The organism is Paraburkholderia sp. PGU19, assembly GCF_013426915.1.
GTDB lineage: Bacteria > Pseudomonadota > Gammaproteobacteria > Burkholderiales > Burkholderiaceae > Paraburkholderia.
In genome coordinates this window covers 451713-465109 of the sequence record NZ_AP023183.1, presented here as the reverse complement: position 1 = coordinate 465109, position 13397 = coordinate 451713, and the positions used below count along the sequence as shown (strand labels likewise).

9 protein-coding genes are annotated in these 13397 nt (G+C 61.4%); 5 read left to right on the top strand and 4 right to left on the bottom strand.

What is annotated here, in order from left to right; genetic code table 11:
- Window positions 1–242 precede the first annotated feature (242 nt).
- The 3 genes from H1204_RS49110 to H1204_RS49100 all read right to left on the bottom strand — a co-directional run bounded on the left by H1204_RS49110 (window position 243) and on the right by H1204_RS49100 (window position 3728).
- Window positions 243–1766, bottom strand: a complete 1524-nt coding sequence (locus H1204_RS49110) for a hypothetical protein (RefSeq protein ID WP_180736402.1) — start codon at window positions 1764–1766, stop codon at window positions 243–245.
- 590 nt (window positions 1767–2356) lie between these two features.
- Complete coding sequence (locus H1204_RS49105; RefSeq protein ID WP_180736401.1) at window positions 2357–2551, bottom strand: hypothetical protein; 195 nt, start codon at window positions 2549–2551, stop codon at window positions 2357–2359.
- A gap of 940 nt (window positions 2552–3491) precedes the next feature.
- Window positions 3492–3728, bottom strand: a complete 237-nt coding sequence (locus tag H1204_RS49100; protein ID WP_180736400.1) for a hypothetical protein — start codon at window positions 3726–3728, stop codon at window positions 3492–3494.
- A gap of 591 nt (window positions 3729–4319) precedes the next feature.
- On the opposite strand from H1204_RS49100, the gene H1204_RS49095 reads away from it, so the two are divergent.
- The 5 genes from H1204_RS49095 to H1204_RS49075 all read left to right on the top strand — a co-directional run bounded on the left by H1204_RS49095 (window position 4320) and on the right by H1204_RS49075 (window position 12640).
- Window positions 4320–5336, top strand: a complete 1017-nt coding sequence (locus H1204_RS49095; RefSeq protein WP_180736399.1) for an FHA domain-containing protein — start codon at window positions 4320–4322, stop codon at window positions 5334–5336.
- An 8-nt stretch (window positions 5337–5344) separates the two neighbouring features.
- Window positions 5345–9415, top strand: coding sequence for a TOMM system kinase/cyclase fusion protein (locus H1204_RS49090; protein ID WP_180736398.1), 4071 nt, complete (start codon window positions 5345–5347; stop codon window positions 9413–9415).
- 99 nt (window positions 9416–9514) lie between these two features.
- A complete protein-coding gene (locus H1204_RS49085) occupies window positions 9515–9871 on the top strand; it encodes a BMA_0021/BMA_0022 family TOMM bacteriocin (RefSeq protein WP_180736397.1) in 357 nt (118 codons plus the stop codon).
- Between the two features lie 25 nt (window positions 9872–9896).
- Window positions 9897–10259 carry a BMA_0021/BMA_0022 family TOMM bacteriocin gene (locus tag H1204_RS49080; protein ID WP_180736396.1) on the top strand — a complete coding sequence of 121 codons (363 nt, stop codon included), beginning with the start codon at window positions 9897–9899 and terminating at the stop codon, window positions 10257–10259.
- 137 nt (window positions 10260–10396) lie between these two features.
- Window positions 10397–12640: a TOMM precursor leader peptide-binding protein gene (locus H1204_RS49075; RefSeq protein ID WP_180736395.1), complete on the top strand. Its 2244-nt coding sequence runs from the start codon at window positions 10397–10399 to the stop codon at window positions 12638–12640.
- 290 nt (window positions 12641–12930) lie between these two features.
- On the opposite strand, the gene H1204_RS49070 is transcribed toward H1204_RS49075, so the two are convergent.
- On the bottom strand, window positions 12931–13371 hold the full coding sequence (locus H1204_RS49070; RefSeq protein WP_180736394.1) for a hypothetical protein: 441 nt from the start codon (window positions 13369–13371) through the stop codon (window positions 12931–12933).
- Between the last annotated feature and the right edge of the window lie 26 nt (window positions 13372–13397).

Here is a 13397-nt window from a genome sequence, read left to right as displayed (position 1 = left end):
AGAAGATCCCTTTGCACTGCCAGCGGTGATGTGAAATCGTGGTTTGCGTGGCGACCGCAGACACACAGCGCGTCGCTGCAAGCGGCTCGGCGCGATGTTGCCGCCAGATTTTGTACGAAAAGGACGACAACCCCGTGATGGCCCTCTTCGTTACGTAGCTGCTCGGCGTCGCCCCGCGACGTTGAGGACTCGCACCCCCGACTTACGCATCTGCCTCCCGCGCGTCCGGCTGCACATTTCCCTCAAGACTGTGCGGGCCGCGGTGTGCCTCCCACGCGTCTCTGGCCTTCCCGATTGTGCTCGGCCAAGTGCTGTCGGTGACTAGAGTCCGACGGAAACAGCGTTTGCACAAGGCGATCGATGAACTGGAAGAATCTGTCCGACGCGTACCCCGCGACGAACGCGATAGCCAGTGGGGACAGCGTCTGTCCTTCCTGCACGAAGTCGCTGAATAGACCGATCGAGATGCCAACTATCACAGCAGTGGTCACATGTGAGCGGTTGGCGACCTTCGAGTATTCGGGGTGGAAGAGACATGCGGCGGTTTCGTCGCGCAGCTTGCGAAGGATAGCCGCGTCGGCGCCGAGCCATGCGTACAGGATCGGCAGCACGAAACCCGTCATCATTCCGACGAAGGTCAGAATGTTGTCCTGCGCATACTTCGCCGTCGCGCGAATCTGTTGGTAGATGGCAATCTTCTGAAAGCCCTGATTCACCGTGTCTTGGGGAATCACCCTTCTCTTGTCGGGCGAGAGTCCGATGTTGAACAGAGGTAGGTCGACTTCCAGCGCGGCGCGTATGGAGTCGTTCGAACATTCCCAATGGGCAGGCAGCCGAGTTCCTTTGATATCCGCCTCGCTGCATTTCTTCGCATACTGGCTGGCGACCATGCCCCAGTCCTCTCCCCACGATTTCCCGAAGAGCGCGAAAAATCGCTCGCCGAGCACATTGGGCATCCAGAAGAAAAGCCTGCTGATGGTTCTCGTTCGCAGAACGTCAGAATAGAGCTGGCGGTTGTTGGTCGCGAACTTCTGCAGCGTGTCCTTGATCGCGTCCGCTTCCGGCGAATTCTGCATCTGCGCCAGCACGTCACGCGTCGGATTCTCGTTCGCCTTCGTAATTGCGGCGTCATAGGCCTGCAACTGATTGTGCATCATTAGGGCGATCGGATCATTGCTCTGGATTCCAGCCTTTATGTCCTCCGATATCTGCTTGATCACGAATAGCAGACACGAAAGAACCAGCACGAAAAACGTGAGCGCCACCGCGGAGAATGAATAATTTCTAATTGCGGTGCGTGCGCCTTTGCGCGCTTCGGTGCCGACTGTTTCGCCGGCGACCGGCGCGATTGCTTCTGTAATCCGGCTCATCGCGTCGTAGAACGGTACTTCGACGGTCGCAGACCACTTAAAGTCCTTCTGCGCCTGACGCGCGACGGCGACCGCATCGATATCCGATTCCGCGAGCTGCTTGCCGTTGAGCCCCGCGTGCGACACAACCTCGGAGCATCGTTTCAAATCGTCCGCGACTTTCGCGTTCGGATAAGGCGCTTTCGCCACGATATACGCCATCCCGTTATAAAACGCGGATTCACTTTCCGGGCTGATCTTGCCCACATCCAGATCCGCGCGCGCATAATTGACGGTGCGCAGAATGTCTTGGGGAATTCGCACGCCCGCGCGTGCTGCGAGTGAGATGCACATCTCGCAGCGGGCGATATCGTCTCTCAGGTTCAAACGTGCTTCTTCGCCGTTGGTCGCATTCATAGGTACCTCCGCCGATAGGATTCGATTGTCTTGATCCTGTATGTTCACGATCCATTCGGGGTGAAATGGATCGCTCTCGTGAAAGTCGCATGTGATCTGCAGATTTTCAAAGTAACCACCAGGTCGCATTGTTTTGTCGCTTCCTCACTATCCTTTGACGGATATCCGCGGCGCAAAGCGGTCCCACGGGCCGCGCCGCCTCATCTTCGAAGTTACGCACTGCTCAGCCGCTTCTGAACTGAAGCTACCTAAGGAGCACGCCCAGCGACTCGAGCAAATCGCCATGCTGTGGACAAAGCAAGCGACCGGACTCTACGAGATAGACAAGCACTACCGCACTCACCGTGCATGAAGCCTTTGGAATGTGTCGTCCGCCAAATGTCCGCCCCAGGACATTGCTCGTCCCTTGCGGACAAAAGCCTGTCGGCGGCAGCAGAGGTAGGGATGACCAATGTATCCTCGGAACCGCCAACGGCGTCGCGCCAGCTCCAACGCCGGGTGATGTCCGATTTACTCATTGATCACAGTCGCGCCGTGCTCGATGAATGAACGTGATTGCAATTCAATCCCCGCGCGGTTCCACACGCCCGTCAACGGATCCCCAGCGCGGCGACGCGCAGTCGCTGGTGTGCGCGCTCGGCCGGCATGGCCAGCAGCCCGAGGTTAAGCACTACGAGCAGTAACCAGTCCGGCAGCATGGGAATCAGCGCGAGCAGGTTGAGACAGGGGACCGTCCACAGGTACCCGCTGAGTGTGATTGCGTAGCCCGGCAGATAGCGCAGCATGGCGTAACCGGAAAGGCGTCGGCCGCTGCTCCAGTGTCGCGCGGAGACGCGTGAGCCAGATACGGTCTGCTCTCCCGGCTCCCGCGACAGGCACGCGATGCCTGCGATTGCCACTGAAACGGCGAGCGAGGCGCGACGATCACAACGAAGGAGCGCGGATTGCCCCTTCCCGCTAGCGCAAGCTTTCTGGCAAGCCTATTCGGACGCTGTTTGTTCGTGCTCGGTCCGCAGGATCCGGCTCGACGGGTGTCGCGACTGACATTCGAGATACTCCAAGTTGGCGCAGTTCCCGTTATCGACAAGGCGCCGTACTCAGCATCATGTCTCGGGCAGCTGAAATTTGGCAGTGTCGGGCGCGAAGCACCTTCTCCTGCTTTCACGCCGTGTTGTTCTCGCGGAGGCGATGGACAGTGATCAGTACATTCAAAGGGCGCGATCAGGATTGCTGAAACGGAATTTGCCGATCTGTGGGAAATTGAAGTCGGAACCAGGGCCTATACATAAGCGTCGGTATCCCGCGACGATTGAGGACACGTGCTCTAAATAACGAATACATTGAATTCCTTCGAGATGGACGTCGCTTTGGTCTCGTCGTCACTGGACTCCGATAATTCTGGGACTTCCTTCACTCATGGTGGTGTTTGCCGCAGCCTCGTTCGTTGAAAGATGAAGTGGCTGTTGGCTTTGATACTCGTGGATCTTGCTGCACTCACAGAGTGCCAGACGACAGACGATCCGAAGCGGAAAGATCCCGTCTTTTCAGACGGGCAATGAGAACGTGTCGCACAATACTCTCAGATTTCCTTCTGCGAGTGTTCCTGGCGTAATCTTGCTCGTCTTGTTACGACGCGTGCTCCCCAAAGTGGCGCGCCCTCGCCTCTTCCGACTGCGAGCGGGTGACCACAATGTCGAAAGTTAAGGATCCGTACCCGGCCCAATTTTAGTCTTGCTTTTCGATTGCATAGTAGGTGGTGTTCGCATGAAGCATTTTTACTAAAAAAACGATGTTCCCATTCCGCTCCGAGAGGTTAAAAATTTCGCGCTCGTCGCTATCAGTCACATTGAGTTGCGGAATCGCGTTGTTACCAGTCAAGGCTCGTAGCTCGACTCGAAGCTTGTCAGGAGGTTGATCCGCTGTCTTGAACTTGTGGTTCCCGATGTCAGTCGGGGCTTCCATTACTTGATGAACCTACAATTCGACCGGGACTTCCTACGCGGTTTCCATCGTGCCGTTCGTGGCAGATGCGGGGTTGGCCGCACATTTCGCGAAATGGGATTCGAACGACCAGACGATATTGGATCGTGGCTGCGTGTTATCGCGTGTAATTGATGCGGCGATGGCGGTGATTCACCATGCAATCACTCGCACCTTTCACCTCGCCGGTGGCGGGTACGCCGGTCCCGCGTTGCGGGCCTTTGCTACGGGGTTATCCTCCCGACGCTCGCGCCGCAGGATGACGAACGGAGCGTTGATGCCCCCCTTCGTTTCGTATATCAGGGAGTTGCAACAATGACCCGCTTTATGCGTTGCGCATTCCCATTACAACAGCTATAACGAAAACGGGCCTGACGCACGACATGCGAAAAAGTCGCCGAGATGACATGACGGCGATTTTCTGCAAAGAGCGGAACGAAAATCGCGACAAAAAAATTGCTCGTCAGGATGCGGTGGTCATTAACGGTCACAGTCATTATTCACGGCGAGTTACCAATCGCCGGTTCGAACGCAGTTTCACGCGATCGAACGAAAGCCCAAAGTCAATATGCGATGGCGACACTCAAGAACAGCGCGTCCGTGGAAACGTGTCTATTAAGGGCACACCACGTATTCGGCCGAGATGCGACGCTTTGCGATACTATCATTCTGGATAACTATGTATCGCGAGTGCATGCGCGCGTCTGCTTCTACTGCGGCCGCTGGGAACTGCACGATCAGAGCAGCAACGGCACGCTGCTCTCGGGCACGCTACTGCGCAACGGCGCGCATGCGCCCTTGCAGCAGGGCGATGTGATTCGCTTCGGCAAGGCAGTCGAGACCTGCTGGCAAGTCGATAGTCTGAACGATCCGGCCGATACGCTATGGCCCGTGCGTGCGCCGGCACAGCCGATTGTGCTCGACTTCGCACAGGTGCTGCCCGGCGACGCAACACCTGCAGTGTCAGTCGTGCGGTCGCCAAAAGGTGAATGGCTCTGCGACGACGGCGGTGCGCTGCGCGTGCTGCGTGACGGCGACCTCGTGGCCGTCGGGAATATGAGCTGGCGCCTCGTGCTCGCGCGTCACGACACGACGCTGAAGCTTGCTGCCCCGGCGGGACTCGGCGCAGCCGAGCAACGCATCGACTTCTCCGTGAGCCAAGACGAAGAGCACGTGCGCGTCGTGCTACATACGCGCGGCGGCAAGGTCGATCTTGGCGAGCGCGCGCACCACTACTGCTTGACGACACTCGCACGCGCACGTTTCGCCGACATGCAAACAGGCTATGACAGCGCCTCGCAGGGTTGGGTAGAAATGGATGCGCTCGCGCGCATGCTCGGTATCGATACGCCCCACGTGAACGTGCAAATTTTTCGGGCCCGCGCGCAATTTGCGGCGCTGCCAGGCACCGGCACGGTCGAGCTCGTCGAGCGCCGGCGCGGCAGCGTGCGCTTCGGTAGCGTCGCGTTCCGTGTCTTTCGCGGAGAGCGCCTCGAATGCCAGTGGATGCCGGTCCAGACAATCTATGACAGCGGCAATGCGACGCGTGTCACGCCCGCCGGCATTTCCTCGGATGCGCTGCCGACCTAATCGTCGTCATGTCCGCCACCCCATTGCTCCCGGCCTCCACTTCGCGCACGCTCACACTTGCCGCGACGCGACCGCTGTTCTCGTCTAGTGTCAATCCTTGCGCTGAAGCAAGCGCTTGCTTCAGCGAACTGCATGGCACGCGGCGTTATCGGCTCGGTGCGCTGCTCGGCGAAGGCGGTAGCGGTTCCGTCTATCAGGCGACGCGAGTCGACACAGGCGAGAGCGTTGCGATCAAGCTTCTGCGCGAGGGCATGGCGCGCACAGCCGGCGAACGCACACGTTCGCGCGCACGCTTTGCGCGCGAGACCGAGTTATGCGGCACGCTTCATCACCCGCACGTCGTCGAGCTGCTCGACAAGGGCGAAACTCCTAATGGGCAACTCTTCGCCGTCTTCGAGTACGTCCCCGGCCAGACATTGCGCGACATGCTCGCGGCCCAGGGCGCGCTGTCAGCCATCACGACGGGACGGTTGATGACGCAGGTGCTCGAGGGCCTGGCTGCCGCGCATCGGCAAGGCGTCGTCCATCGCGACCTGAAGCCGCAGAACGTCATGGTGACCATGGTCAACGGGCTGCTTTATGCGAAGATTCTCGACTTCGGCATCGGCGCGCTGCTGTCCGACGCCGAGCGAAAGGACGCGCGCAAGCTGACGCAATCGATGGAAGTGCTCGGTTCGCCGCAGTATTGCGCGCCCGAGCAACTGCGCAATGAAGCGCCGACGATCAAGAGCGACCTCTACGCGTGGGGCCTCGTCGTCATCGAATGCCTGACGGGTCAGGCCGTCATGCAAGGCGAGAGTGTCGCCGATATTCTCTATCAACAGCTCAGTCCCGTCGACGTGGCGCTACCGCCGGCCATCGCGGCCCATCCTCTTGGCACCGTGCTGCGTCGGGCGTTGAACAAGGACCCGAGACAACGCGCGGCGTCGGCCGACGAGATCGCGGCGCAATTTCGGGCACTGCATTTCCCGGCGCTCGTCGGCGAATTCAACTATCGGCGCGCCTCGTACCACGCCTCGGCAGCCACATCCACCGAGGCCGTCACTGCGGCCACTACTCAGACGGCGAGCGCCTATCGGCAGGTCACTGCGCTGTGCTGCAGCGTCGGCGTCGTCGACGACGGTTCGCGGCTCACCGCCGATGCGGCATACCGCGACAGGCTCGAAGCCAGCGAGCAGCAATGGCTGACCAAATGCTCCGACATCGCGGTCGGCTACGGCGGCCAGGCCTGCGGGAAGCTCGGCGACATTCTGCTCTTTTACTTCGGCTCGCAGGACGGCATCGATCGGCCGGCGCGCCGGGCCGCGCGTGCCGCGCTCGAGATGGTGCGGCAGTCGGGCCGCACTCAGCTTGCGGCACTAGCCCGACCCGACGATGCGAAATCGCTCGACCGCTGGCACGTCGAGCTTGCCGCCGCACTGCACGTCGGCCCGGTCCTGGCTCAGGAGCCACTCACGTCCGACGGCGCGACGGCTGCTACGGCGGCGAAGCTGCTGCGGCTGGCCACGCCGGGCCGCATTCTGCTCAGCGATGATGCGCGCCAACTGCTCGAGCGCCACGCCGATTACGCCCCGACCTCGCTGCAATTGGCCCGCGCCGGCTATCCGACGCAGCCTGTCCATGCGCTGCTCGGCGAACGTCATGAGCACGCGCCGTTCGACTCGCTCGACCGCAGCGTCACGGCGCCGATGATCGGCCGCGCCCGCGAACGCGAGGTGCTGTTGCGAGCATGGCGCAGCTTCGCGATGCCGGCGGCCCCGGACGTGCAGGAAGTTGCCGCACCGCTCCTTGCGCAGCTGCTCGTTGGAGATCCCGGCATCGGCAAATCGCGCCTCGTCTACGAGCTCTGCGAAACGGTGCGAAAGGCGGGCCACGCGTTTGCCTATTGCGCGTGTTTACCAGAGCAGGCCAATCACGCGCTCTACCCTGTGCTGCGCTTCGTGTCTGCGCACTGGCAAATCGATCTCGATGGCGACCCGGCCGAGGCGCTCGCGGCAGTCGAGCGCACAATCGCGCCGCTTGCCTGCGATCATGCCGTAGCTCGCGCCACGCTCGCCGCGTGGTTCGGGCTCGAGCGCGAGCCGGGCGCTCTGCGCTGGTCGAGCGCGCGCCAGCTGCGGGAGTTGTTCGAGGTGCTGCGTCAGCTCATCGTCTCGCTCGGCGACGGAGCCCCCGTGCTGCTCGTCGTCGAAGATGTCCAATGGATCGACCAGGTGAGCGCCGATTTTCTCCAGTCGCTTCAGCGCGCCCAGTCAGGCCAGTCCGTCTGCGTAGTCATGACCTCGCGCCCCGAGGCGCTCGAGCGATGGCGCAGCAGCGCCGAGCGCATGACGCTGCGGCGCCTGTCGCGCACCGATACGCGCAAGCTGATCGCGGCGCTCATCGACAAGCCTGATCTCGACCCGTCGTCGCTCGACGCGCTCACGCAGCGCACGGCCGGCATCCCGCTTTTCGTGGAGGAGCTCGTGCGCGAGGTTCTCGTCAGCGGCGCGACGTCGGATGCCGGCGTGCTGGCCGAACCCGATTATTACCCGTTGCCGGGCACTCTGCGCGACATGCTCGAACTGGCGCTCGATCGTGTCGACGGCGCACGCGACACGGTCCAACTGGCCGCGACAATCGGCCTCGAAGTCGAGGCGCAATTGCTCGCTGACGTCTCGCCGCACGAATCGGCTGTGCTCGACGAACATTTGAAGCGTCTGCTCGAGGCACGCGTTATCTATGCCCAACACCGGCTTGACGGGATTTCGTATGCGTTCCGTCACGCGCTGTTCCGCGATGCGGCCTACGAATCGATGCCCGCGACGATCCGGCAACGCAATCACGCGCGGGTGGCACGCGCACTCGGCATGCGGTCCGAGCGCGGCAGCGGCATACAGGCCATCAACGTGGCCCAGCACTTCGTGCGCGCACAAGCGTTCGGAGAGGCCGTTCCCTATGGCATCCGCGCCGCACAGCGCGCGCTCGAACGTGCGCTGCACGACGATGCGATCCGTTATGCCCAAACCGTGCGTGAGTGGCTCGGGCATTGCGACTACGCAGGACAGGCACACGATGCGGCGCGCGCTGATCTGACGCTCGTGCATGCAATGATGGCCCGCTTCGGGTGGGCTAACCCGCAGGTGCACGAGCAGGCCCAGCGGCTGCTGCGCGAAGTCGACGGCCTCGACGATACGCAGCTCGCCGCAAGCGCGCTCTGGACGCTGTCGACGTACTACCACGTGGCGAGCGACCGCACCGCCGTGCATCGCATCGTCGGACAGCTGATCGAGCTGGCCGTCCAGGCGAACGATCCGGGCATTCAGGTGGCAGCCGATGCGATGCGGGGCATGAGCCTATGGATCGATGGTCATTACGCACAGGCGCGCGTTGCGCTCGAAGCGGCGCTGTCGCGCTACGACGTGGCGCGCGACGCCGACCATCGGCGCCTGTTCGGTCTCGATACGCGCGCCTGGTCCATGGCCGCATTGGCGTGCGTCACTTGGTACATGGAGGACGATCCCGGCACTGCGCTCGCGATGGCGCGCGAAGCCGTGCAGTGCGCCACCTGCGCCGATCATCTGCCGACGCTCGGCGTCACGCTGATGTACCTCGCACGCATGCAGCAATGGGACGGCGACCGCGACGGAGCCCGCGCTACAGCCGAGATCATCTTGCGCTTGTCGCGCATTTACGGGCTCAGCGCCGTCGAGTACTACGCGGCCGTCATTCACGCCTGGTCCGAGGGGAACCGTGACGACGTGCTCGCCCATGTCGAGACATTGCGCCGCTCGGGGTGCCTGCTCGGCCAGACCTGCTACGCTTCCTTCACCGCGGAAATCGATGCGTCGCGCGGCGACTGGCAGTCGGCGCTGAATCAAATCGACGCATGCCTGGCACTGTGCGAAACCTCCGGCGAGCGGTATTACGAAGCGGAACTGCTGCTCAAGAAGTCGCAATACCTGCTCAATGCCGACGCACATGCGCATCGTGCCGCAGCGATCGACGCATGCCGCAAGGCTTACTCGATCGCCCAGGCCTCTACCATGCATCGGACGATGAACAGGGCGTACGCAGCTTTGCGTCAGTTGCAGAAGTGACGCCAACCACGCAGGTCAAATTGCGGTTTCAGTAGCAGTAGCCGTCGCAGTCGCAGTCGCAGTCGCAGTGAATCCCTTATCCGTCACCGGAGATCATCCATGAGCCAGCCCCTCCCGGAGCCAAGCCGCTTTCCGTCCTATACGCAATTCCTCGAATATCGCGCCGTCATCATCCGGGCGATCGCCGCTGCCTGGCGCGACCAGGCGTTCTTCAATGGGCTGAAAGAGGACCCGATCCACCAACTCCACGAGACTTTCGGATATCACTATCCGTTCCATTTCGACTTGAAGGTGCAGGACCACAGTTCGACCTGGACGCCTTCCGTAAATGGAGGCTGGACTGCGGAGAAACTCAATTCGCTCGAGCTGTTTCTGCCTCCGGCTCCGGCCGACAAGGCGCAATACCTGGATGCACTAGCCGCGTACGGCGCAAAGCACATCAGCGTCCTCAGCTAAACCTTACCTTGACGGAGCTCCGACCATGGCGATGAACAACGCAGTCCCCTCCCTCGAATCGATGCTCGAATTCCAGGAAGTGTATCTGTGCGCCGTTGCGCTTTCCTGGAAAAATGAGACGTTCAAGAAGGCCTTGCTGGATAATCCGCTCGATGCACTGGCCCGCTACTTCGACTACACATGCCCGTGGATCATCGACCTGAAGGTCACCAAAGCGGATGGGGATAGTGGATGGGTGCCCGGCGACAAGCACACGGGGCATTGGCGGCTACCGCGGGGCATCATGACCTTCGGCGTGCCCGACCGTCCCTCGAAGGACGACGAAGAAGCCATCGCACTCGCCGCCTATAACGACGCAGGCCCATGCTATCTGTTCACCTGCTGCTAGTACCGCTTCACCATGAGTGGCGTACCGGACCGGGCGCGTCGCATTGACGCCTCGGTCCGGCGGCACTCCAGACCCAGGGCGGCTCGCGCGCCGCGTTTCCCCGCCCGCCTTGACCCGATCGGCACAGACGAACCACGATGCACGACGATCTATCCCTCGTCCTTCGCTTCAAGCCGCATCTGCTGATTCTCGACGCGGGCCCCGAAACGCTTTTCATCCTCGACGAATTCAAGCGCTCGGTCCTGCGCGGCGCGATCTACGTGCGCCTCGCGGGGTGCATCGGCGAGGCAATGACGATCGCGCAGACGATGGCGGCTCTATCACCCGAGTTCTCCGCATCGCAGGTGCACTTGGCGCTCGGTCATCTCGTACGAAAATCGTATATTCGCACCGACACGCCCGATGATCGCGACTCCGCGCGGGGCTTCTTCGAGCGAAGCGGACTCGATGGGGACGCGGCCTGCGAGCGCACGGGGCAATTGAGCGTTGCTGTTGAAGCGATTGGCAACGTGGACGCGAGTGCGCAAAAAAGCGCGCTTGCAGCATGCGGCATCGAAGTAGTCCCACAGGCGGCGTTCACCATTGCGCTCGTCGATTCGTACGAGCGGCGCAAACTCGCCACCCTGGCCGAGTCCGTCACCGCGCGGGGCGGGGCGTTGCTAGTCGTGATGCCTGACGGCCTCCAGCCGTTGATCGGCCCGTTGCTGACGCAAGCCGATGCCATGGACGATGCACCCTGTCTCGAGTGCCTGCGCTACTGGACCTCGTTGAACCGGCCCGTCCAGAAGCTGCTCGCACGTCATCACGGCGAAGCGGCAATGCATCTCAAACCAGCGCATACGCGTGCGAGCATCGGTGCCGTCAGCGCGTTCGTCGCCGTATTGATCGAGCAGCTCGTCGTCAACGACGCACGTCGCGAACAGGCGCGCCGCCATATTCTTTCGTGGCGCCTCGATACATCAGCTACGAGTTCGCATCGCGTCGTGCGCCGCCCGCAATGCCCAAGCTGCGGCAACCCCGGCTGGATGCGGGAACAGGCCGCGCGGTCACCGCGCCTGATGGCCGGAAAGGCCTTCGCTGTGCGCGAAGAAGGATTTCGCGCAACGGATCCGCAGCAAGTCTTGCAGCGCTACGGTCATCTGGTATCACCGATCAGCGGCCCGATCGCCTATCTCCATCCGATGCCAAAGCGGCATGCCGGCATGCGCAAAGTCTATGTGGCCGGATATCTGGTCTGCCCGCCCGGTACGCCGCGCACGAACCGCTTCGATCGCACCTGCTCGGGCAAAGGCCGCACCGACGAGCAGGCCCGCGTGAGCGCGCTATGCGAAACATTGGAACGCTTCAGTGGCGTCTATCAAGGAGATGAAGCATCGATACGCGCAAACATGCGAAATCTGCGGGCAATCGCCTCGATGGGGGACGGCCTTCCGATTCACATCAACGATCTGCAGCAGTTTAGCGAAAGGCAGTTTGCGCAGCGCGACGCCCTCAATGCGTTGACCGACGACGTCCGCAAGCAGGTGCCGCGACGTTTCTCGGCTGACGACGTGATCGACTGGACGCCCGCCTGGTCGTTGAAAGCGGGAACGCGTCGCTGGGTGCCACTCAGTTACTGCTTTGCCGAAACGCCCGATACGGCCGACGGCCTAAAGTTCTGCGTGCACAATCCGAACGGGAGCGCTGCGGGCTCCTGCATTGAGGAAGCGATCCTGCAGGGGTTGCTCGAATTGATCGAACGCGACGCGACTGCGATCTGGTGGTACAACCAGTTGCCGCGGCCCGGTGTCGATCTGGCGAAATTCGGCGACCCCTTCTTCGATGCGCTCGTGCGCGAATACGAATCGCTGGGCTGGCATATGTGGGCGCTCGACATCACACATGATCTCGGCATACCCGTCGTCGTCGCGCTGGCCGAGAACCCCGCGACGGCGCGCTTCTCGATCGGCTTCGGCTGTCATCTCAACAGCCGGATCGCATTGCAGCGTGCACTAACCGAAGTCAATCAGCTTCTCGATATCGCGGCCGACGCTCCGTCGCCGTGGGATGCCGCAAAGCTGTCGTCAAAGCAATTTCTATATCCCGCTGCCGGAGTGGCCGTCGTCGACGCGTCGGCGTGGTCATCCATCGAAGCGAGCGACTTGAATGATGCAATCGAGCAATGTATGAGCCGGCTTGGCGCAGCCGGAATGGAGGTGCTCGTCGTCGACAAGACACGGCCCGACATCGGCCTGCCCGTGGTTCAGGTCATCGTGCCGGGCTTGTGCCACTTCTGGCCGCGCTTCGGCGCGCCACGCCTCTATTCGGTGCCGATCAGCCAGGGATGGCTCGATCATCCTCGAGACGAAAGCGAGTTGAATCGGGCATTGTTGTTTCTCTGAACGGCTGAATATGAAAATGCGCGTGACTGGCATTTATCTAAAGCGCTTCATGAAATCCTCTCTGGGTTGCATGGATCCGTCGCCGTGCGGCCTACCCTTCGCATCTGCCGAACGTCACAGGCTGATCTTGGGCGCACACTGTGCAGGTCGGCGTACCTCTCACCGGGTTGCAACGTCAGCTGCGCAGACTACTCGACTTCCGCAGATACCTTTCTGCCGACGATACTCTCCACGGAGGAAATCGTTCCGCCGAGATCAAAGCCGATTTCTGAGTCCGAAAATAACGAACTTCAGCGCTTTGGCGCGGGCTTGCCGAAGCAAATCGCGCCGCCGTGCCACAAAGTGGCTTGCGCTCCATTGCGCAGCAGCGTGCCGATGGTCAGTGTGTCGCAGCTGCTCTTGTCCCGCCGTCTCCACAAACCGCCCGCGAAACGGCCTGTCGCGCGCGCTCCTGAAAAGGCGCACTCCTTAGTACAATCCTGACAACATGATGCATCGCGACCAAATGCGTGATTAGCCCGTAATGCAAAGAAATCCCCAGATTCGCTGTGACCGATTTTCGGCATTGCGGATCGTCTTCTGAATTTCTGCCTGAACGAGCGAAGGGTGGTCGAGAAGGCAATTTGATGATGTGCTGAAAAAATGGCAGCGATGGTCTTGTCGGCGCAGTGTCCCGGCCGACGGACTTCTCTCGGCGCTTTCTGGGTCTCGGGAAATAGCCCCCGTTTCATTCCACCGACATTCTTTTACGCGATGC

Bases quoted from the DNA above. Each gene is read 5' to 3' on its own strand.
- H1204_RS49110 (WP_180736402.1), bottom strand. From the start codon at position 1,766: ATGAATGCGACCAACGGCGAAGAAGCACGTTTGAACCTGAGAGACGAT.
- H1204_RS49105 (WP_180736401.1), bottom strand. From the start codon at position 2,551: ATGCTGCGCTATCTGCCGGGCTACGCAATCACACTCAGCGGGTACCTG.
- H1204_RS49100 (WP_180736400.1), bottom strand. From the start codon at position 3,728: ATGGAAGCCCCGACTGACATCGGGAACCACAAGTTCAAGACAGCGGAT.
- H1204_RS49095 (WP_180736399.1), top strand. From the start codon at position 4,320: ATGGCGACACTCAAGAACAGCGCGTCCGTGGAAACGTGTCTATTAAGG.
- H1204_RS49090 (WP_180736398.1), top strand. From the start codon at position 5,345: ATGTCCGCCACCCCATTGCTCCCGGCCTCCACTTCGCGCACGCTCACA.
- H1204_RS49085 (WP_180736397.1), top strand. From the start codon at position 9,515: ATGAGCCAGCCCCTCCCGGAGCCAAGCCGCTTTCCGTCCTATACGCAA.
- H1204_RS49080 (WP_180736396.1), top strand. From the start codon at position 9,897: ATGGCGATGAACAACGCAGTCCCCTCCCTCGAATCGATGCTCGAATTC.
- H1204_RS49075 (WP_180736395.1), top strand. From the start codon at position 10,397: ATGCACGACGATCTATCCCTCGTCCTTCGCTTCAAGCCGCATCTGCTG.
- H1204_RS49070 (WP_180736394.1), bottom strand. From the start codon at position 13,371: ATGAAACGGGGGCTATTTCCCGAGACCCAGAAAGCGCCGAGAGAAGTC.